The 20,375-nt window shown below is 69.9% G+C and carries 16 protein-coding genes and 1 riboswitch; of the genes, 10 read left to right on the top strand and 6 right to left on the bottom strand.

Annotated features, from left to right (window positions below):
- Positions 1–241: 241 nt before the first annotated feature.
- Together lldD and NS334_RS06515 are read left to right on the top strand one after the other, a co-directional pair.
- Positions 242–1,378, top strand: a complete 1,137-nt coding sequence (gene lldD / locus NS334_RS06520) for an FMN-dependent L-lactate dehydrogenase LldD (protein WP_058755162.1) — start codon at positions 242–244, stop codon at positions 1,376–1,378.
- Positions 1,379–1,451: 73 nt separating this feature from the next.
- Positions 1,452–2,705, top strand: a complete 1,254-nt coding sequence (locus NS334_RS06515) for a CaiB/BaiF CoA transferase family protein (RefSeq protein ID WP_058755161.1) — start codon at positions 1,452–1,454, stop codon at positions 2,703–2,705.
- Positions 2,706–2,707: 2 nt separating this feature from the next.
- On the opposite strand, the gene NS334_RS06510 is transcribed toward NS334_RS06515, so the two are convergent.
- Complete coding sequence (locus tag NS334_RS06510) at positions 2,708–3,274, bottom strand: hypothetical protein (RefSeq protein ID WP_193753020.1); 567 nt, start codon at positions 3,272–3,274, stop codon at positions 2,708–2,710.
- Positions 3,275–3,392: 118 nt separating this feature from the next.
- On the opposite strand from NS334_RS06510, the gene NS334_RS06505 reads away from it, so the two are divergent.
- From NS334_RS06505 to NS334_RS06495, 3 genes are read left to right on the top strand one after another with little or no spacing between them, the layout of a single operon-like run.
- A complete protein-coding gene (locus NS334_RS06505; RefSeq protein ID WP_241491834.1) occupies positions 3,393–4,049 on the top strand; it encodes a LuxR C-terminal-related transcriptional regulator in 657 nt (218 codons plus the stop codon).
- Positions 4,046–5,200 carry a sensor histidine kinase gene (locus NS334_RS06500; RefSeq protein WP_153002614.1) on the top strand — a complete coding sequence of 385 codons (1,155 nt, stop codon included), beginning with the start codon at positions 4,046–4,048 and terminating at the stop codon, positions 5,198–5,200. Before NS334_RS06505 ends, NS334_RS06500 begins: the two co-directional genes overlap by 4 nt.
- A complete protein-coding gene (locus NS334_RS06495; RefSeq protein ID WP_058755158.1) occupies positions 5,197–5,586 on the top strand; it encodes a response regulator in 390 nt (129 codons plus the stop codon). The genes NS334_RS06500 and NS334_RS06495 overlap by 4 nt, the downstream gene beginning before the upstream one ends.
- Here NS334_RS06495 and NS334_RS06490 read toward each other — a convergent pair.
- From NS334_RS06490 to NS334_RS06470, 5 genes are all read right to left on the bottom strand, one after another.
- On the bottom strand, positions 5,565–6,083 hold the full coding sequence (locus tag NS334_RS06490) for a hypothetical protein (RefSeq protein WP_058755157.1): 519 nt from the start codon (positions 6,081–6,083) through the stop codon (positions 5,565–5,567). The genes NS334_RS06495 and NS334_RS06490 overlap by 22 nt on opposite strands.
- Positions 6,083–11,026 (bottom strand): DUF11 domain-containing protein, encoded by a 4,944-nt coding sequence (locus NS334_RS06485; protein WP_083500296.1) that lies wholly within the window; start codon positions 11,024–11,026, stop codon positions 6,083–6,085. The genes NS334_RS06490 and NS334_RS06485 overlap by 1 nt, the downstream gene beginning before the upstream one ends.
- Positions 11,027–11,093: 67 nt before the next feature.
- Complete coding sequence (locus tag NS334_RS06480) at positions 11,094–12,233, bottom strand: hypothetical protein (RefSeq protein ID WP_241491833.1); 1,140 nt, start codon at positions 12,231–12,233, stop codon at positions 11,094–11,096.
- A gap of 34 nt (positions 12,234–12,267) precedes the next feature.
- Entirely contained in the window at positions 12,268–12,720 is a 453-nt protein-coding gene (locus tag NS334_RS06475) for a DUF11 domain-containing protein (RefSeq protein ID WP_058755156.1), read from the bottom strand.
- An 11-nt stretch (positions 12,721–12,731) separates the two neighbouring features.
- On the bottom strand, positions 12,732–13,643 hold the full coding sequence (locus tag NS334_RS06470) for a hypothetical protein (protein WP_058755155.1): 912 nt from the start codon (positions 13,641–13,643) through the stop codon (positions 12,732–12,734).
- Positions 13,644–14,000: 357 nt separating this feature from the next.
- Between NS334_RS06470 and msrB the strand changes: the two genes are divergently transcribed.
- The 5 genes from msrB to NS334_RS06445 all read left to right on the top strand — a co-directional run bounded on the left by msrB (position 14,001) and on the right by NS334_RS06445 (position 20,374).
- Positions 14,001–14,441 carry a peptide-methionine (R)-S-oxide reductase MsrB gene (gene msrB, locus NS334_RS06465; protein ID WP_058755154.1) on the top strand — a complete coding sequence of 147 codons (441 nt, stop codon included), beginning with the start codon at positions 14,001–14,003 and terminating at the stop codon, positions 14,439–14,441.
- A gap of 84 nt (positions 14,442–14,525) precedes the next feature.
- Entirely contained in the window at positions 14,526–16,934 is a 2,409-nt protein-coding gene (locus NS334_RS06460; protein WP_058755153.1) for a putative bifunctional diguanylate cyclase/phosphodiesterase, read from the top strand.
- Between the two features lie 58 nt (positions 16,935–16,992).
- Entirely contained in the window at positions 16,993–17,397 is a 405-nt protein-coding gene (locus tag NS334_RS06455) for a hypothetical protein (RefSeq protein ID WP_241491832.1), read from the top strand.
- A 21-nt stretch (positions 17,398–17,418) separates the two neighbouring features.
- Positions 17,419–18,030 carry a cob(I)yrinic acid a,c-diamide adenosyltransferase gene (gene cobO, locus NS334_RS06450; RefSeq protein WP_058755151.1) on the top strand — a complete coding sequence of 204 codons (612 nt, stop codon included), beginning with the start codon at positions 17,419–17,421 and terminating at the stop codon, positions 18,028–18,030.
- A 43-nt stretch (positions 18,031–18,073) separates the two neighbouring features.
- A riboswitch (cobalamin riboswitch) is annotated at positions 18,074–18,262 on the top strand.
- Positions 18,263–18,430: 168 nt separating this feature from the next.
- The gene (locus NS334_RS06445; RefSeq protein WP_083500294.1) at positions 18,431–20,374 is read left to right on the top strand and encodes a TonB-dependent receptor plug domain-containing protein; all 1,944 of its coding nucleotides are present in this window, start codon (positions 18,431–18,433) and stop codon (positions 20,372–20,374) included.
- Position 20,375: the final 1 nt, after the last annotated feature.

The following is a 20,375-nucleotide window of genomic DNA, read 5'->3' as shown; positions in this document are numbered from 1 at the left end:
GACGGCGGGGTCATCGCCACCGCACGAAGGCGCACGACCGCGCCGGACAACCGGACCGTCACCATCGCGCCAGCCGCACACGGGGCAGGCGAATGCGCAATTTCCCCGCCTCGCCCCTGTCCATCGCCGATCCCGCTCCTTATGGCGTCGCCGGATACTTGGCGCGTCGGCGACGGAAACGCGCCCTATTTCAGAGGAGCCCCTGCATGATCCGGGTCATGATGTCGAGCGGATTGCCGGCGTGACGATCATCTCGTCGCCGCAGGATTTCCGCCGCGCCGCCGCCGCACGACTGCCGCGCTTCCTCTTCGACTATGCCGATGGGGGCGCGGGTTCGGAAATGACGCTGCGTGCCAATGTCGACGATCTCGCCAGGCTGGGACTGAGGCAGCGCGTGCTGCGCGACGTGTCGGAGATCGATCTGTCGAGCGACCTGCTGGGCACGCGCCGTCCGCTGCCGGTGGCGCTGGGGCCGATCGGGATCGGCGGCATGTACCGCCGGCGGGGCGAGACGCAGGCGGCGCGCGCCGCCAATGCGGCCGGCATTCCGTTCACGCTGTCGACGGTCGGGCTCTGCTCGCTGGGCGAGGTACGCCGGGCGACCGCCGGACCGCTCTGGTTTCAATTGTACGTGATCCGTGACCGCGCCTTCATGGCGGACCTGATCGCGACCGCGAAGGCGGAAGGGGCGGAGGCGTTGGTCTTTACGGTCGACATGCCGGTTCCCGGGTCGCGCTACCGCGACGCCCATTCGGGCATGTCCGGGCCGAACGCGCCGCTGCGCCGCATGATGCAGGCGATCGGCAAGCCCGGCTGGGCATGGGACGTCGGGCTGCACGGTCGCCCGCACGCGCTGGGCAATTTGTTGCCGGTACTGGGCGCGTCATCGGGCATGAACGACTACATGGGCTGGCTGGGCGCGAACTTCGACCCGTCGATCGCGTGGGACGACATCGGCTGGATCCGCGCGGCCTGGGACGGCCCGCTCATCATCAAGGGCGTGCTGGATCCCGATGACGCCCGCGCGGCGGTGGACGCCGGAGCCGATGCGGTCGTGGTCTCGAACCACGGGGGACGGCAGCTCGACGGCGCTTCCTCGACCGCCCGCGCGCTGCCCGCGATCGCCGAGGCGGTGAAGGGCCGCATCGGCATCCTGGCCGATTCAGGCGTGCGCACCGGGCTCGACGTCGTGCGGATGCTGGCGCTGGGCGCGGAGGGCGTGCTGCTCGGCCGGGCGTGGCTCTATGCGCTGGCGGCGCGCGGCGAAGCGGGCGTCACGACGCTGCTGTCGCTGATCGAAAAGGAGATGCGCGTCGCGATGGCGCTCACGGGCGTGCGGCGGATCGCCGACATCGACCGCTCGATCCTGTCGGAATAGCCGTGGCCGGGACGCACCCCCTCGCGATCGGTGCGACGCTGCGCTATCGGCCGCCATGCGACAGGAGAGGGCCATGGGTGCGTTGTCCGGAGTGAGGGTGCTGGACCTGAGCCGCGTGCTCGCCGGTCCATGGTGCGCGCAGACGCTCGCCGATCTGGGCGCGGAGGTGATCAAGGTCGAACGGCCGCGCCACGGTGACGACACGCGCGCCTGGGGGCCGCCGTGGATGGCGGGCGAGGACGGCGCACCGACGCGGGAGGCGTCCTACTTTCAGGCGGCCAATCGCGGCAAGCAATCCGTGGCGATCGACATCGCCACGCCCGCCGGGCAGGAACTGGTCCGCACGCTGGCGCTGCGCTGCGACGTGCTGATCGAGAATTACAAGGCCGGCTCGCTGGCGCGCTACGGCCTCGACTATGCGACATTGTCCGCGCGGCATCCCGGACTTGTCTATTGCTCCATCACCGGCTTCGGGCAGACCGGACCGCGCGCGGCGGAGCCGGGATACGACTTCATCATCCAGGGGCTCGGCGGGCTGATGAGCATCACCGGCGAGCGCGACGACCTGCCCGGCGGCGGGCCGCAGAAGGTAGGCGTCGCGGTGTCGGACCTGATGACCGGCCTGTATGCGACGATCGCGATCCAGGCGGCGCTCCTGAACCGGCATCGCACGGGCCATGGCCAGCATATCGACATGGCGCTGTTCGACGTGCAACTGGCGATGCTCTGCAACCAGAGTCAGAACTATCTGGCCCGGGGTGTCCCGCCCGGTCGCTATGGCAACGCCCACGCCAATATCGTGCCCTATCAGGTGTTCGACGCCGCCGATGGCGCATTCGTGATCGCGTGCGGCAACGATGGCCAGTTCGTCGCGCTCTGCGACGCGATCGGGCTGCCCGATCTTCCGCATGATTCGCGCTTCACGCGCAACCCCGACCGGGTGGCGAACCGTGACACGCTGGTGCCGATCCTCGCGGCACACTTCCTGACCGGTCGGGTCGCCGACTGGATCGCGCGCATCCATCCCCGCGGAGTGCCGGTCGGCCCGATCAACGACATCGCGCAGGCGCTCGCCGAGCCGCAGGCAACGGCACGCGACATGCTGGTGTCGATCCCGCATCCGCTGAACCCGGCATTCAAGGCGGTGGGCAGCCCGATCAAGATGTCCGACACGCCGGTTGCCTACGCTTCCCCGCCGCCGATGCTGGGCGAGCATACCGCCGGGGTGCTCGCGCGGCTCGCCGACGTGGACGACGCCCGCCTCGCCGCGCTGGCGGCTACCGGGACGATCGACCTGGGGGAGACGCGCGACGATCGCACCGGCTGATCTCAGCCGTCGTCCAGTATCGCGATCGCGCGTAACGCCGCGCGGCGGGCGGCGGGCAGCGCGATCATATCCCCCTCCGCCAGCCGCAGCCACGCCGCGCCGACATCGGCGAACCCCAGCGTTCCGGCGATCCCCGCGATGCGATGCGCCACCTCGATCGACGCCTCGGAGCGGGCGATCGCCTCCGCCAGCGATCGGCGGAGCCCCGTGAGCAGTGCATCGATCTCACTCGCGCCGAACATGTGGCGCAGCCGGGCGAGCGTCGCGGCGCGCTGACTCGGGCACCATTGCCCGAGCGTGGCGATCGCCGTCGCCGGAGAGTGCGCCATACCATCGACCAGCGGATCGGGAGTGCCCCTGTCGTCCGTGACAACGTGCAAGATGGGCACGGTCGCGCCAACTTCCTGCGCACGAAGGGTCGCCACATGGGGCCAGTCACCCACGACGACCACCGCGAAGACAGCCGCCAACAACGCCTGCGCCTCCGCCGGACTTTCTGCGCGCTTCACCTGCCAGCCGGCGCGCGCGCACGCACCGTCCCAGTCTCCATCGGCGAGTGAGATCAACATCACCGAAGGGAGCGACTGGTTCATTACGGATACATTTTTCACCATCCCGGACCAAATATCGTTCAATTTCAGCCTGATCGACATATCTGAATTTTAACGACAGGCATTATCGAAACGCATGGACATGGTTCCGCAGCAAAGGTCGGGAGGGCGCGTGCTGGTGGCGGACGACCACCCCCTGTCGCGCGAGGGACTGGCCCTGGCCGCCCGCGCGGCGCTCGGCGGCGCCACGACGGTCGGCGTCGGCTCCGTCGTCGAAGCGCAGGCGGCGCTGGAAACCAGGCTCCCGTACCGGATGATCCTGCTGGACCTGTTTCTGCCCGACGCCAGTGGCTTTTCCGGCCTGCTGACGTTGCAGATGTACGCGCGCGGTACGCCGATCGTACTGGTCACCGCCAGCGAGGAACCGCGACTGGCCGGCGCGGCGCGGGCGCTGGGTGCCGCCGGCTACCTGTACAAGAGCCTTGCGCTGGATCAAATCGCGCAGCGCCTGCGCCGGATCGACGCGGGCGAAACCAGCTTTCCGTCCACCACCCCCGAAGCGTCCGGCGTGCGCGAGGCGCGCGAGCGGATCGCCGCGCTGTCCAACGCGCAGCGCGGCGTGTTGATGGCGTTGGCCGACGGCCGCGCCAACAAGCAGATCGCGCACGACCTCGCGATCAGCGAAGCGACGGTCAAGGCGCATATGACGGCGGTCTTCCGCAAGCTGGGCGTCACCAACCGCGCGCAGGCGCTGCTGGCGATCCAACCGCTGATCGGGGGCGTGGTCCGGTGAGCGGGCGGCGGTGGTTGTGGCTGGCGCTTCCGGCGCCGCTGCTGCTGACCGTCGCCTTCTGGTCCCCGCGCCCGGCAATCGCGGCGGGCGCGCTGGCCATCGGACTGGCGGCTCAAGGCGCCTTCTGGTGGTGGGCGCGGGGCACGCACGCGCGGGCGTCATGGCTGGCCGCGGTGCTGGAGGGGGCACCGGACGCCGTGCTGGAGGTGACACGCGATGACCGGATCGCCTTGGCAAATCCCTCGGCAGCCGCGCTGCTTCACGGCACCCCGCACGACCTGCGCGGCACCCCGTTGTCGCGCGTGCTGGCGCTGGAAGCGCAGTCCGCATCCGCCCATCTGAACGATGTGGTCGCGCGGCGGTGCGATGGCAGTACGCTCTCCGTCGATATCGCGATGGCGCAGGTCGGCGACCGACTGATCGTGTCGTTGCGCGACACGTCAGAGCGCAAGAAGATCGAGCAGGCGAAGGACGAACTGCTTTCCACGATCAGCCACGAACTGCGCACGCCGCTGACCTCGATCGTCGGATCGCTGACCTTGCTGCGGATCGGGGCAGCTCCCGATCTGGGGGCCGACATGCAGCGGCTGATCGACGGAGCGGACCGGAACAGCCGGCAGTTGATCCGCCTCATCAACGACCTTCTCGATCTCGATCGTATCGATGCGGGAAAATTGCCGATCGTCCGCGTCCCTCTGGACCTGCGCGATGTCCTGGTCGAGGCGTGTCGCGCGGCCGAGGGGCTCGCGACGGCGACCGGCATTTCGCTGACGTCCGACGTGCCGCATCGCATCGTTTCCGCCGAGGGCGACGCGGGACGGTTGCACCAGGTGATCGTCAACCTGGTCGCGAACGCCGTGAACGTCGCGCCGGCGGGATCGTCGGTCCGGCTGGCGCTGTCGGTGGACGAAAAGCGGGCGGTGGTCAGCGTCGCCGATCGCGGGCCGGGCATTCCCGTCCATATGCGCGACCGGCTGTTCGACCGGTTCGAGAGCCGCAAGCTCGGCCAACGCCGGGAGGGAACCGGGCTCGGCCTGACCATCGCGCGGGAAATCGTGCGGCGGCACGACGGTGCGATCTGGTTCGAGGATCGGATCGGCGGGGGTACGCGTTTTGCCTTTGCCCTGCCGCTGATCGAAGGCGCAACATGACGATCCGCCTGCTGCATGTCGACGATGATCCCGACATCCGGGCCATCGTGGGCATGGCCCTGGCACGCGATCCGTTGCTGGAGCCGGTCGCGACCGGATCGGGCACCGAGGCCTTGTCGCTGGTTGCGGACGGGCTGTGCCCCGATGCCGCGCTGCTCGACGCCACGCTGCCCGATATGGACGGTACGACGCTGCGGGTACGGCTCCACGCAGTGATGCCGCCTGATCGTTTGCCGGTGATCTATATGACCGCCCGCGCGCGCCCGCACGAACTGGCGGCGCTGCGCGCGCCGGGCGTGTTGGGCGCGATCGTCAAGCCGTTCGATCCGCTGCGGCTTCCCCTCGACATCCACGCGCTTCTCGATCAGCGGATCTTGACGCGATAGCGCAACTGGAAGGACGCGCCGCTCGCGAACGTCCCGTTCAGCGTGACGCGGATCGCCCGCACCCGCGGATCGTAACCCGTCGCGTCGGGCACCGGCTGGTACGCCCAGCTGCTGCCATCGTAGAATTCCACGCCGTCGCTCGCAGGGCTGGATGCCGAATAGCTCAGGGTCAGCCCGCTGCTCAACAGGCCCGTGCCGAGCAGGTTCACGTCGCTCAGCTCGACCGGCCCCTTGCCGGCGGTGGCCAGATCGACGACACGCAGCACCACGCCCGCGGGCAGCGGCTCCGTCAGCAGCAGGCCGCGCACCACGGTCAGCGTACCGGCATTGTTGGTGGCGACCGTCCGGTAATCCGCCACCACGCCCGGCAGCAGCCGGGACGCCGCATTGCCGTCCGCATCCGATACCGCCTTCACCGACTTGGTGATGGCGATCGGATCCGCGCCGGCCGGAACGGCGATCAGTGCGGCGATCGCCGCCGGCATCCATCCCCGCATCACCGCCCCCGCCGCAGCAGACGGCCGATCCCGTCCTGGTCGAACTTCAGCCGCATCGTCACATAGGGCCCGCTTCGCGTGTAGCGGTCCTGTTCGAAGTCGCGGTCACGATAGCCGGTGACGTTGTAGCCTGCGCTGACCCACAGATCGCGCACCGGCGCGACGCCGACGCTCGGGCCGGCACTGAACGCCAGCGTGCCGTTGGTCAGCCCATGCTGCACCGACGCCTGCACCCCCAGATCGAAGCGGGCACCGATCTCGCGCCGGACCTCCGCCCCGACGACCTGCGTGAAGCCGGTCAGATCGTCCGTGCCGAACCGGCCCCGCACCCACTTCGCGCCATAGTACAGCGTCGCCTCCAGCCCGTGCCCCGCGCCTTCCGCACCGCTGCGATAGTTGGCCGCGACATTGCCGATCGCGCGCAGCGTCGACTGGAACGTGTCGCCACCGGCATAGACGCCCAGAACGTTGCCGGCGGTGATCCCGGCATCGGCGCGGTCGCTGCGCAGCTCGACCCGTTGCAACAGCGACCAGCGGCTGTCGATCGGCCGCCATGCCAGCGCCAGGTCGGCAGCGAACGAGCCGGCGCGTGCGTCCCTGCCCTGCGCCAGCGTGAACCATCGCACCGCACCGGCCATCGTCCGCCCCTCGCCCAGCGGGCGCACCACGCTGCCGCTCAGTCCGATCCGGTCGCCGCTGCTGCCGGCGCGATATTCGGCACGCCCGTTCCACGTCCAGCGCCCGGCGCGATACTGCGCGCCCAGGGTCATGGCGGTGAAATCCTCCTGCGCGATGCCGGCGGCATCGACCGGCTGGACCAAAGCGGTCGCCACCGGCGCGCGGCCGCGCAGCGTGCCGGTGGCGTCCAGCGTCGCATCGACCGTCCAGTGCGCGTCCAGCGCCAGCGACTGGCTGAAGCCGTATTGCGCGAAGGTGCGTGCGCCATTCTCGCCGCGCTCGGCCTGCTGCTGGTTCAACGTGCTGCTGACCCGCGCGCCGGTCCATGGCGCGACATCGAAGCCGACCCGCGCGGTATGCGACACCTGCGTGCGGCCATCGGCGATCTCATAGCCGCCGATCACGCGCACGCCGGGCGTCACGCGATAGGCGGCGCTGAGCTGGTGCCGCACGGGAAAGTCCAGGCTGTCCTTGCTGCCGCCCGGTGCAAGCTGCGTCTGCCCGGTCAGCGACAGCTTGCCGTCCAGCAGCGACTGCGTGCCGCCCAGCGTCAGCAGCCGGGAATCGCGCGCCAGACCGTCCAGCCCGCGATCCTGCGCCAGTTGCCCGCCCGCGAAGATCGTGCCCGACGCGCGCCGCCATTCCAGCCGCGCGTCGACCGCGGTCCGTTGCCCCTCCCCCGCCAGTTCACGCTGATGCCAGCCGGTCGCGACCAGCGACAGCCGCCCGGCCAGCTGTACGCGCCCGTCGATGCCATAGCGCCGCGCGCCGGCCTCGACCGCATTCTGCTGCCCGACGCCGAAGGTACGATCCTGCTGGCGGGCATAGACCAGCAGGTCGACCCCGCCACCGTGATGCTCCCCCTCCGCCAGCCAGGCACGGCCTGCGCCCAGCCCGCCGCGCCCGCCGGTGCCCGCCTCGGCACGCAGTTCGGTCGCGGTGCCGGCGCGCGCGCGCAGGTCCAACGTCATCATGTCGCCCGCCCCCGCGTTATGGAGCGCGGTCGCCCCCACCTCCACCGCGTCGCCCGCCAGCCGCACCGCCGCGCGTCCGCCCGCCACACGGCGGCGCGACGTGCCGTACACCTCGTAATCGACGACGATGTAGACCGGGTTGAACGAGGGGTCGCGGCTCAGCACGGGCTCGCGGAAGCGGATCGTGCCGGCGGCGCTGTCGATGTCATAGTCGATATGGCGCGTCATCACGGTCGCCGACACGATCCGCTCCGGGCGCAGCCGGTCGCGCACCTCGATCCGCACCTTGTCGGTGTTGGGCACCAGACCACGCGTCGAGAGACGATACGGTCCGCTCAGGCCGCTGCCGCGCAGTTCGTCGCGTGCATACAGGTCGTCGGTGCGTGCGGTGAACGCCGTCGCGGCGATGCGCCCGTTGTCATACTCCGCCTTCGCGCCGTTGAGTGTCCGGCTGTAGCGCCCCAGCCGGGTCGCGGTCAGCCCCGTCTCGAAGTCGCCGAACAGCGCATAGGCGTCGGGCCGTTCCAGCCGCAGGTACAGCTTGCGATCGGTGGGCGCATCCTGCCCCTGCAACGTCGCGTCGCCGTACACGGTGTAGTAGCGGTCCGGGTCGATCGTGCCGAGCCGTCCCCGCGACGGATCGGGCTGCCGCCGGGTGTCGATGCCGATCGTCGCCAGCCACGACCCCTTGATCCGGCCGCGCGCATACAGCGCGAGTTCCCCGTCGACGACGCGCCGGTTGCGCTCGCCCAGCGGCAGGCTGCGCGCGTGACGCGCCAGCATGTCGTGGCCGATCGTCCCGGCGCCGAAGCCGACGACGGTCCACTGCCCCGCCGGTGCGCTCAGCCAGCCGCGAAGGTCGATGCTGCGCCGCCCGTCGCGCGTGGCCAGATCGACGTGCGCGCGCAGGCTGCCCGCCTGCGTGGTCGGACGCAGCGCCAGAAAGGCATAGCCATCGTCCCCGACCACCTGCGCGGTGCCGTCGCTGCGCCGCTGCTGCTCCAGCCCGGCGTCGGCGGCGGGGGCGTAGGGCGCGTCGATGCGGAACGCCAGCAACGTGCCGGCGCGTACCGGACGCCCTGCCGCATCGGTCGCGCGCACCGCCAGCAACGGGCGGGTCACGCCGTCCGCGACCAGGCGGCTGCGCGCCGGCACCGCGACGACCCGTGCCGGATCGCCCGCCATCCGCACCTCGCGCACCAGCGTCTCGACCGTGCGCCCCCCGGCATCGACGACCCGCGCCTCCAGCCGGTTGGCGCCCGGCGACAGCGGCACGCCCGACCAGCGCGCGATCGCGACGCTGTCGTCGGCATTGGTGTCGGTACCGTCATAGGCGAGCGTCTCGACCGCGCGACCGTTCATCGACAGCGCGACCCGCTGTCCGGGGCGATGCTTCACGACGACCCGCACCGCCGGCGCGCGCGGATTGTGATCGACTTCCGGGAACAGCAGCGCGACGCCCGGTGCCTGTCCGGCGAACCAGTCGCGCTCGGCGCCCGCCGCGCGCGCATCGCTGGCGACCGCGATCGGCAGCGCATCGGGGGCGATCATCGCGCGGCCGGTGGGGCGAAGCTGGAAATCGACGCGCTTCACCAGCCCGCCGACGCCCTCGACGAAGCGCGACGTGCCGCTGCCCGCCGCCTGCGTGTCATCGTCGCACGCGACCGGCTCGTGGCTGGCGGGCAACGTGGCGCGATCGAGTTGCACGACGTGGCGACCGGGACGGATTCCTTCGATATGGTACAGGCCATCGCCGTCGGTGACGACGAACGTGCCGTCCTCCATCAGCAGCCGTACGCCCGCCACGCCCTTCCGCCCCGCCAGCGGCGCACCGCACGCGCCCTCCGTCACGCGACCGACGACCGTGAAGGCATCCGCGAACAGCGTCGGGCGCAGCCGCACCGTCGCCGCGGCCGCATTACCCGTGACGTTCGCACCCTCCGCATGGATCCGGTTGACCGCCTCGCCGACGGGGGCTCCCGCCCCGACCGAGACGATGTAGCGCCATTCGTGCGTGCTGTTCGGCGGGATCGTTCCGATCGTGTGGGTGATCGTGCGCCCATCGGCGCTGACGCTGGCCGACGACGCCCGCTCCAGCTTCAGCCCGGCCGGCAGCTGATCGATCAGCCGGACGTCGGACGCCGCCACCTTGCCGCGATTTTCGACCGTCACCCGATAGTGCACGAAATCACCTGCCGACGCCTCGCGGATCGCCACGGTTTTCGTCAGCAGCAGCGTGGTGGTCTCGCGCGGCGGTCCGGCGCGCGGATCCTCCGGTCGATGGTCCAACGGAATGTCCGCCTCGAACGGATCCGAGGATTCGAGGTCGAACGGCGCTCCGAACGACGCCTGGTTGAGGATGTATGGACGCCCGGTGGCGTCGCGCACCGCTGCCAGCAGCGCGCGGTCGCGCGTGGACGGCGCGACATAGCCGGGCGGCGGCGTGACGATCAGGCGGTACGCGCCCGGCGCGACCAGCGGAAAGCGATAGCCACCGCTTCCGAAGCGATAGGCGCGGCCGCTGGCGTCCTGCGCCACGCCGCCGCTGGTAAGGGTCGCGGGGTAACGGCTGATCCCGTCGTCGCCGAACACCGTGGCGGGGCGACCGTCGCCATCGACCAGCGCGACGGTCGCTCCGTCGATCGCCGCCCCGGTGACGGAATCGAAGACGAAGCCGGACGGATCGATCAGCAGGGCCGCCTCCGCCGACAGGCTGAACGCGCTGCCGCCGAACGACAGTCGCAAATGGTCGCCGCGCACGCGCGTCGGATCGCACGCCGACAGTTCGGGGTACATGCCGCCGCCCGGCACGCCGGCCGCGAACACGCCGGTGTCGACGCCGGTTTCGAAAAGCGGCAGCTTCGTCCTGATCGTGTCGGTCGTCACGTCGATCCAGGCCGTCTCGCGAGCGGACGCGTCGCGGTTCTCGCCCGGCGCGTCGAGCACCAGCAGCATCGTGGCGCGAGTGTCGATCGCGGCCAGCGGCGCGGACCTCGCCAATTCATCGGCGGACACCGGCGCTGGCGTGAAGGCGGGAGGCGGCCCCGGGTCGCATCGCATGTCGGTCAGGCGATAGTCGAGCGGCGGCAGCCGGAAACTGAGAACGGCGGGTCGCTTCGCGCGCTCGATATCGAGCGCCACGGTATTCGACGCCACGCTGCGCGCCGCCCCGCCTTCGTCGAAGGAGAGGGTCGCGGTATTGCTGACGCGCGCGACCTGCCCATCCGCGGCGGGGCCGGCGGTGAGCGCACACAGCGCGGAAAGCAGGGCAAGCGGACGGAATCTGGGCATGAGCGGACCCGTATCCGGCGCGCGGCATCCCGCGCGCCGGAGCATGAGGCAATGATGAGGCGGTAGGTCAGTCGATCTTGACGCGGAACGCCGCCGCCACCGATCCGCCACCGCTGACGGTGCCGACATTGGCGGTCACCGCCTTCGTCACGCCGTCGAAGGACGCGGTGACGCCGTCGGTCTCACCCGCATCGTCGGCGTCGTCGTCCTCGGTCGATCCGTTGACGACGCATGTCACGCCCAAGGCCCCCGGTGTGCCGATCGAGATCGAGCCGGGCACATAGGTGGTACGCGCCGGGATCGCGTCGCGCAGCGCGACCCCGTTCGCGGCCGTGGTCAGCGTCGCGTTGCGAACCAACAGGCAATATTCGACGATCGCGCCGGGGATCGCCTTGGGATTGGGAGATCCGAGTCCGTCCGAGATGACCCGCGCCGACTTGGCGACGCTGAGCGCGACGTTGTTCACCGCGACATGCCAGCCCGAATAGGCGCGCCCTTCGCCGTTGCGCGCGATGTCGCCCAGCAGCGCCCCGTCGCTGTCATCGTCGGCGAACACGATGTCGACCGTGCCGTCCGCGCCGTCCAGGTTGAGATCGGTCGACACCAGCCGCGCGCCCTGCGTCCCGCTCTGCCCGCCGGCCGCCGCGATGACGTGCAGCGAGTTGTACGCATATTGCGCCCCGGCCTGATCGGGAACGTTGCCGACGACGAACACGGTCGCGGACGCGTCGGGTGCCAGTTCGTCGATATAGGTCATCGTATCGACACCCGGATCGTAGCGGCCGTTGTTATTGGAATCGACATAGGCGCGCAGGCCCGTGACGTCGAAATTGTCGCTGCCCGGAAACAGCCCCAGCGACAGGTTGAGCTGATCGGGATCGAGCAGGAAGTCCTGCGTCCCGTTGGTCAGGTTGGTGACGCGGAACGTCGTGAAGACGTTCTGCTCGCCCAGATTCACCTGCGTCGGCCCGGTCTGTGCGGTGACGACGGTGAAATTGACCTTCCGATCGACGACGAACGACGCGGTGGTCGACTGCGTCGTCTGACTGGTGCCGTTGACGGTGTAGGTGACGGAGGCGACGTTATCGATGCGCGTTCCGGCCGCCGTTTGCGCCGATGCCGCGGTCTGCGCCAGCGCGATCCCCGCCCCCGACACGTTGGCCGCCACTCCGGCCAACAGCATGGCCACTGACTTCTTCACGAACATGGAACTTCCCTCTGTTGAACGGTTGAGGCCGCGCTCACTTCAGCACGGCGAGAAAGGCGAGGCGTCCCTGCGCCCCGGCGGCCAGCGGGCGGGCGAGCCGCCAGCGGACATGCGTCACGTCGTCGGCACGCGCGGGGCGATCGCCGACGCGCAGCGCGTCGATCGTCGCGAAGCGACGGCCATCGACCGAGACTTCGGGCGCCGCACTGCCCGGCGCGGGCGCGCGATAGGCGACGCCGGCCGGCACCGGATTGTCGAACACGACACCGGCCAGCGGCTGGGTGCCGGTGTTGCGGAACGTCAGCTCGAAGACGACCCGGTCGCCCGGCACGGCGCGCGCCGCCGGGCGCATCGCGACGGTCATCGTGCCGTCGGCGGCCCGCTGCGGCACCTGCGCCAGCACGCGCGACGTGACCTGCAAGGGCCCTGCCAGGGCGGGTGTCGCCGCCGCCAGCGTCAGCAGCAGCGGGCCGAGAGAACGGAACATGCGAAAACTCCTCACTGGATGATGGCCTGGAAGGTGATGGTGCGGGTGGCGGCCGCGGGAACGTCGCCCAGCGCGACGCGCACCGTGCCGGCGTCGAGCTGGGCGGCGTCGCCGTCGACCGGATCGGTCGCTGGACGACTGTCGATCGTGATGCTGCCCGGCACATAGGCGGTGCCCGCCGGAATCATGTCGGCGATCCGCGCGTTGCGGACGTCGCGCACGAATTGCGCGACCAGCGTGTAGGTGATGACCGCGCCCGGCACCGCGCGCGTCGATCCGTCAGGCGCGCGCACCGCCTGCGTCTTGTCGAAACGCGCGGCGTCGGTCGTGTCGGTCAGCCGCGTCGTCGCCGTCGCCTGCGCGCCGGACGCACCGATCACCGCGTCGTCCTCCAGCGCCGTTCCCGGCGCGCCATGCCCACGCGCGGCGGTCACCGTCGCGGTGACCGCGAGCGGGACCGGCACATCGCCGACCAGCACGAGGATGCGTCGCTCACCACCCGGCGGCAGCGCGACGACCGGGCGCACACTCGCGGCGCGCCGCTCGGTATCGTCGATCTGACCGTCGCCATCGACATCGACCGCGATCGCCGGTCCACGCTCACCGGCAACCGCCTCCACCGTGAAGCGGTCCGCGGCATTGCCCGGATTGCGGATGGTGAAGCCGACCTCGTTCTGCGCCGTCAGCGGCTGGCTGGCCCGGTCCGCCACGATCGCGGCATCGACGATCGCGCCGATCGTCAGCGCCACGGCGTTGCTGTCGAGCGCCGTCGACGGGCTGCTGGCGGTCAGGCGCGCGATATTGACGATCGTGGTGCCGGCGGCGGTTTGCGCCAGCGCCGGCGTGGATACCGATAGCGCGGCCGCGGCGCACACCGCCGCCAGCCCCCGCTTCACCCCCCGATCGATCGTCGTGTCGCCCACTGTCCGTCGCCCATCAAACGCGTGCGTACGATCAGCCGTTCGGGTGGTTAAACGGGGGTTATCGTCCTTGTTTCACCACGACAAATTAGACCTATGTCTTACATCTAGAACGAGAAAACCGTGGCTGCGCCCATCGACGCGGGAGGAGCGGGCCGGGGGCGTTCCCGCCACTGCCCCCGCCGGCGCCCACGTCGTTCCTTGATCGTGAGCATGGCGGCCCACATATCCACGACGACACGACCGGGCGATCGGTTCGGCGACGCTTCCGCCACGCGCGGATCGCCCTGGTGACCGTGATCGATCTGCCGGTACCGTCGTTGAGGCCGGCAATCGTCCCATCGTTAAGGAGCACGGCGCATGACCGACTATCGCAAGACCGACGAGGCGCTGGCCCGGCTGACCCCGGAGCAGTTCCACGTCACGCAACGCAGCGGGACCGAGCGTCCCGGCACCGGGGAGTATCTGAACAACAAGCGTCCCGGCATCTACGTCGATGTGGTGTCCGGCGAGCCGCTGTTCGCCTCCACCGACAAGTACGAATCGCATTGCGGCTGGCCGAGCTTCACGCGCCCGATCGATCCCGCGCGCGTGAACGAACTGCACGACGCCAGCCACGGCATGATCCGCACCGAAATCCGGTCGGCCGGCGCGGACAGCCATCTTGGTCATGTCTTCGAAGACGGGCCGCGAGATCGGGGCGGTCTGCGCTATTGCATCAACTCCGCCGCGCTTCGTTTCGTACCGCGCGAGGATATGGATGAGCAGGGGTACGGGGCTTACATCGATCAAGTAGAGTAAGCGTCGCGGCAATGAATTACTCAAATTGGCGTTATAGATTATTGTTATGATAGCGTTTGCAGGCAGACTGCGACAAGCAGCGCCATGCCTCGCAACTCGTCCGACACGGAACGCCGCTCCCCGGCGTCGGGGGCAGGAGACGCGGATGTCACCCTGCTCGACGAAGCGATGCTGGCGCCGATCCTGCGGACGGCGCTACGGCTGACCTCCGCCGAAAATGCCGCGATCATGGCGATGGATGGCCGGCATGTCGCCACTGGTCCGGATGCCGCGCGCTGGCTGTCGGATGACGGCCTTCGCGGGCTGCTGCTCGACTGCGACGAACCCACATCCATGATTCAGCCCGCAATGTCGCCCTCGGGGGACGGTCGGGCGGGTGGCGACCACCCGGCGTTCATCGCTCTTATCCCCCTGCATACGGCCGGCCGACGCGTCGGCGTGCTTTGCATGCTGGGCCACGAACCGTGTGCCCCGGTCGAACCCGCGGTGCTGGAAGATCTGGCGCTGATGGTGACCGACGCGCTGATGCGCGAAGGCCATGGGCACGCGGTGAACGGCATTCGCGGCGCGATCGCCCGCGTGGACCGGTCGGGACGTATCACGTCCTGGAACCATGCGGCAGAGCGCCTGACGGGGCACGCCGCCCCGCGCGCGATCGGAATGCCGATCGCCGCGCTGCTCCTCGCGCCGCACGATGCCACCTATGAGCAAGCCGTAGCTGCGGACCGTGCCGATCCGGTCACACTGACGCTCCGGCATGCCGATGGCCACGATCTGGCGGTCCGCATGATCGCGCTGTCGGCGGGTCCCTCCGAAACGATCATCGTCTTCGACACGCCGGGCGGAGACGATCCGGCGGACGCGATCCTGGAGCATCTGCCGCATCCGCTGTTCGTCAAGGACGTGCGCACCCGGCGCTTCGTACGCGTCAATCGCGCCGGTGCGGCGCTATTGGGGGAGACGGCGGAAACGCTGATCGGACGCGCCGATTACGAACTGTTCCCGCATCTCGCCGCCTCTCAGTCCCATGAGCAGCCGCCATCGGCAGGCGGTTTCGGGACCGGAACCGATTCCACCTTCGCCACCCGTGGCGGACAGCGAGTGCATGTCCGGACGCGCCGCCTGGCGATCGATGGTCGGGACGCGCCACGTCGATATGTCGCCGCATTGCTCGAGGATCTGTCCGAAGCGCATCGAACCGAGCAGGAGCTCCAACGCCTGACGCACTTCGACGCGCTGACCGGACTGTTCAATCGCGCGACCTATCTCGACCGACTCCAGTCGCTGATCTTGCAGGGCACACCGCTCTGCCTGCTCGCGATCGCCCTCGACCGGCTGAAGATCGCCAACGACCAGTTCGGGCATCTGGCCGGCGACATGATCCTGGCGGACGCCGGCGAACGGCTCTGCGCGCTGCTGGGCCCGGACGATCTGGTCGCGCGCGTCGGCGGCGACGAATTCGCGGTCGTGGTGGTCGGGCCCGACGCGGCGCTGCGCGCGCCACCACTCGCCCACGCCATATCGGCGGAAATGGTCCGCCCGTTCGCCACGATGCGCGGTACCGCCTATCTGGGCGCCGGTATCGGCGGCGCCAGCTTCCCCGACGATGCGACGACCGCACCCGAACTGCGTCGATGCTGCGACGCCGCGCTACACCGGGCGAAGTCGCAACGCGACGGACTGGTCCGTTTCTATCACAAACAGATCGATCACGATGCCCGCGACCGGCTGACCCTGGTCCGTGACCTGCGCGAGGCGATGGGGCGCGGCGAGATCACGCTGGCGTATCAGCCGGTGTTCGCTGCGGCGACCGGGCGGATCACCAGCGTCGAGGCGCTGGCGCGCTGGACACATCCGATGCGCGGGCGGGTCAGTCCAGACCTGTTCATATCGGTTGCCGAACAATATGGCCTGATCGTGGAGCTGGGCGCCGAGCTGCTGCACCGCGCCTGCGCCGACGCCGCGGGCTGGCCGGGGCATGTCGCCGTAGCGGTCAACCTGTCGCCGTTGCAGTTCGAGGGCGACGGGCTGATCGCGACCATCCAGAACGTGCTGGCCACCACCGGCCTGCCCGCCAGGCGGCTTCATCTGGAGGTCACGGAGGGGTTGGTCATCCATGATGTCGAACACACGTATCGACAGCTCGAACGGTTGCGCGAGCTGGGCATCAAGATCCTGATGGACGATTTCGGCACCGGCTATTCGGCGCTTTCCTATTTTCAGCGCTTCCCGTTCGACAAGGTGAAGATCGACCAGTCGTTCGTTCGCGAACTGGGTACCGGTCGCGCGGCGGAGGCGATCGTGCGCGCGGTCGCCGGGCTGGGCAAGGCGATGGGAATGAGCGTCGTCGCCGAAGGCGTCGAGACGGAAGAGCAGATGGCGACGCTGATCGCCGCCGGATGTACGCACGTCCAGGGATATCTGTTCAGCAAGCCGATTCCGGTCGAGTCGCTGGAACGGTTGCTGCACGCGCAATACGCCCCCCGCGGTTGACGCGCCACCGATGAACCGCTTTGACGCCGCGCCTTCGACGACGGCAAGGCGAGAGAATGTGACGGATCAGGACGAGCGCGCGCAGCGACGCGCCGAAGATCGCGAGCGTCGCGCCCGGGAGCGGGTCGCCGCCGCACTGGCGCGCACCGAACAGCGCGCCACCGAGCGCGAAGCGGCGGGCAGGCGGCGTGAAGAGGCGCGGACCGCCCGCCGCCACGAAGAGGAGCAACGCCGCGCCGCGCTGGCCGCCGAGCGCGAGGAACGCCCACGCCGCCGCAGCAGCACCGGCTCGCTCGCGCGGACCGGCGAGAAGCCGGTCGAGCGCGACGTGCGTCATTATGCGACCAGCATGGATCCGTCGCGCATCCGCGTGCTGGCGGCGCGCGGCGCCAAGCCCGACGCGCTGGCGGCGGTCTTCGGTATCACCGTAGCCGAGGTGGAGGCGGTGCTGGCCGAAGCCTGACTGCGCGACTATGCACCGCACATGAGCGATACCGACCAGCGCGCCGCGCGCCATAACGAGAAGATGCGCCGCGTGCAGGCCGCGCGCCGCACGATGATGGCGGGCAAGACGGTCGAAAAGGGGCTGCTGATCGTCCACACCGGCGCGGGAAAGGGCAAGTCGACCGCCGCCTTCGGCATGGCGGTGCGCGCGATGGGCCACGGGATGAAGGTCGGCGTCGTGCAGTTCGTGAAGGGCGCGATGACGACCGGCGAGAAGGCGATCTTCGACGCCTTTCCCGAACTGATCGAGTTCCGTCCGATGGGCGAGGGCTTCACCTGGGACACGCAGGACCGCGGCCGCGACATCGCCGTGGCGCGTACCGCATGGGAGGAGGTGCAGCGGATGCTGGCCGATCCCGACTATGCGATGGTCATCGCCGACGAGCTGAACATCGTGCTGCGCTACGATTACCTGCCGGTCGCCGAGGTGGTGGCGGCGGCCACCGCCCGCCCGGCGATGACCCATCTGGTCATCACCGGCCGCAACGCCCCCGACGCGCTGATCGCCGCCGCCGATCTGGTCACGGAGATGACGCAGGTGAAGCACCCGTTCCGCGACGGCGTGAAGGCGCAGGCCGGCGTCGAGTTCTGACGACGCCCCACCGGCCGGATTGACCGCCACCCGTCGCGACGCTAGGGCGCGCGGCGCGACAGGTTCCCCCTGACCGGGGATCAAAAGGGAACGGACGAACTCCGGCTGCCCCTGCAACTGTAAGCGGCGAGCCAGCGCGCCACATGCCATTGGGCCGATGTCCGGCCTGAGAAGGCGGCACGCACGGCGATGACCCGTGAGCCAGGAGACCTGCCTGCCGCGATCGTCCTTCGCTCGGCCAGGGTGCGCCGAACGGACGGGAAGGCGTGCACGGCAAGAACCGGCGGCCGGACCCAGCGTGACGATATCACCGCCGTGCGCGGTCGACGATGCGGATGCGCCGGACGGCGCGTGCGCAGCGGCGATCGCGACGGCTCGTTCGTCAGGGAGTCCCGTTTACATGCCGTTCCGTTTCGCCTGCCTCGCCATGCTGCTCACCTCCACCGCCGCGGTGGCGCAGGAAGCCCCCCGCCCCGACGCCGCCACGCCATCCGACCGTCCCGACATCGTCGTCGCGGCCAATCGTGCGCCGACCGACGCCGATCGCGTCATCACCTCGGTCACGGTGCTCGACAAGGCGGCGATCGATCGCGCGCAGGACCTGTCGATTGCGGACCTGCTGCTGCGCACGCCGGGCGTCACGCTGTCGCGCAACGGCGGCTATGGCACGCAGACGTCGCTGCGCATCCGCGGCGCCGAGTCCGACCAGACCGTGGTCGTGATCGACGGCGTGAAGATGAACGATCCGTCCACGCCGGGCGGCGGCTACAATTTCGCCAACCTGCTGACCGGCGACGCCGCGCGCGTCGAGGTGCTGCGCGGGCCGCAGTCGATCCTGTGGGGCAGCCAGGCGATCGGTGGCGTCGTCAACATCGTCACCCCGCTGCCCACGCAGGCGCTGGAAGGCAGCTTCGACGTCGAGGGCGGATCGCGCGATACGGTCAGCGCGCGCGCCGCGCTGGGCGGCAACACCGGCCCGCTGGCATGGCGGCTGGGGGCGCAGACCTTCACCACGCGGGGCGTCTCCGCGCTGTCGGCGGGCACGGAGCGCGACGGTTACACCAACCAGAACGTGCAGGGCCGCGCGGTCCTGACGCTGGCGCCGGGAATCAGCGCCGACCTGCGCGGCTATTATGCCAACGGCCGCAACGATTTCGACGGGTTCGGCGGCGACACGCCCGAATATGGGCTGACGCGGGAGTTCGTCGGCTATGCCGGCCTGAACATCGACCTGTTCGACGCGCGACTGCGCAATCGCATCGGCTATGGCTATACCGACACCGATCGCGATAACGAGGATCCGTCCCGCCCGTCGCAGCCCAGGACGTTCGACGCGCAGGGCCGCACGTACCGCCTGGAATATCAGGGATCGCTGGCGGTGACGCGCGGCGTGGACGCGGTGTTCGGCGTCGAGAACGAGGTCAGCCGCTTCGCCAGCGCCTCGTCCGACTTTTCGCCGCCCTATGCCCTTGGCACCCCGGCGCGCGGTCGCGCCGAACTGACCAGCGTCTATGGCCAGCTCAACCTGTCGCCGCTCGACGGGCTGACCGTGACCGGCGGCGTGCGTCATGACGAGCACAGCCGCTTCGGCGGGCAGACGCTGTTCGCGGGCGGTGCGAGCTATGCGCTGCCGACCGGCACGGTCCTGCGCGCCAGCTATAGCGAGGGCTTCAAGGCGCCGTCGCTGTACCAGCTCTTCTCGGAATACGGGAACCGCGGCCTGGCGCCGGAACGCGCGAAGGGCTGGGAAGCCGGCGCGGAACAGCGCTTCCTCGACGGGCGCGTCGCGCTGGGCGGGACCTATTTCGAGCGGCGGACGCGCGACCAGATCGTCTACAACGGGTGCAGCTTCGGCTCGACCGACCCGTTGTGCTTCGTCCCCGGTTCGACGACCGAGCAGCGCTTCGGCTATTACCGCAACGTCGCCCGCGCCTTCGCGCGCGGGGTCGAGGCGGTGGCGCGCGCGCAGGTCGGCGCGCATCTGTCGCTGGACGGCAATTACAGCTGGGTGCTCTCGGAGGATCGCTCGCCGGGCCGCACGCTGGGCAACTGGCTGCCGCGTCGCCCGCGCGACACCGCCAACGTCGCCGCCACCTACAGCTTCGCGGAACAGGGATCGGTCGGGATCGCGGCGCGCTGGGCCGGGCATTCGTTCGACGATGCGGCGAACCGCACGCGCCTGAACGGCTATACGCTGGTCGATCTGCGCGGCGAACTGCCGCTGTCGCCGCAGGTACGGCTGTTCGCGCGGGTCGAGAACCTGTTCGACGAGACGTACCAGACCGTCGCCCGCTACAACACGCTGGGACGCAGCGTGTACGCCGGCCTGCGCGGGCGGTTCTGAT

The sequence above is a fragment of the Sphingomonas endophytica genome (assembly GCF_001476895.1).
In the GTDB taxonomy this organism is placed as follows: Bacteria; Pseudomonadota; Alphaproteobacteria; order Sphingomonadales; family Sphingomonadaceae; genus Sphingomonas; species Sphingomonas endophytica_A.
This window is presented reverse-complemented; position numbering and strand designations above follow the sequence as displayed.

Excerpts from the sequence above, each read along its gene's own strand:
- msrB (WP_058755154.1), top strand. The coding sequence starts at position 14,001 with ATGACCGACTATCGCAAGACCGACGAGGCGCTGGCCCGGCTGACCCCG.
- NS334_RS06445 (WP_083500294.1), top strand. The coding sequence starts at position 18,431 with ATGCCGTTCCGTTTCGCCTGCCTCGCCATGCTGCTCACCTCCACCGCC.
- NS334_RS06480 (WP_241491833.1), bottom strand. The coding sequence starts at position 12,233 with ATGTTCGTGAAGAAGTCAGTGGCCATGCTGTTGGCCGGAGTGGCGGCC.
- NS334_RS06505 (WP_241491834.1), top strand. The coding sequence starts at position 3,393 with ATGGACATGGTTCCGCAGCAAAGGTCGGGAGGGCGCGTGCTGGTGGCG.
- NS334_RS06495 (WP_058755158.1), top strand. The coding sequence starts at position 5,197 with ATGACGATCCGCCTGCTGCATGTCGACGATGATCCCGACATCCGGGCC.
- NS334_RS06460 (WP_058755153.1), top strand. The coding sequence starts at position 14,526 with ATGCCTCGCAACTCGTCCGACACGGAACGCCGCTCCCCGGCGTCGGGG.
- NS334_RS06490 (WP_058755157.1), bottom strand. The coding sequence starts at position 6,083 with ATGCGGGGATGGATGCCGGCGGCGATCGCCGCACTGATCGCCGTTCCG.
- NS334_RS06475 (WP_058755156.1), bottom strand. The coding sequence starts at position 12,720 with ATGTTCCGTTCTCTCGGCCCGCTGCTGCTGACGCTGGCGGCGGCGACA.
- cobO (WP_058755151.1), top strand. The coding sequence starts at position 17,419 with ATGAGCGATACCGACCAGCGCGCCGCGCGCCATAACGAGAAGATGCGC.
- NS334_RS06485 (WP_083500296.1), bottom strand. The coding sequence starts at position 11,026 with ATGCCCAGATTCCGTCCGCTTGCCCTGCTTTCCGCGCTGTGTGCGCTC.
- NS334_RS06510 (WP_193753020.1), bottom strand. The coding sequence starts at position 3,274 with ATGTTGATCTCACTCGCCGATGGAGACTGGGACGGTGCGTGCGCGCGC.
- NS334_RS06515 (WP_058755161.1), top strand. The coding sequence starts at position 1,452 with ATGGGTGCGTTGTCCGGAGTGAGGGTGCTGGACCTGAGCCGCGTGCTC.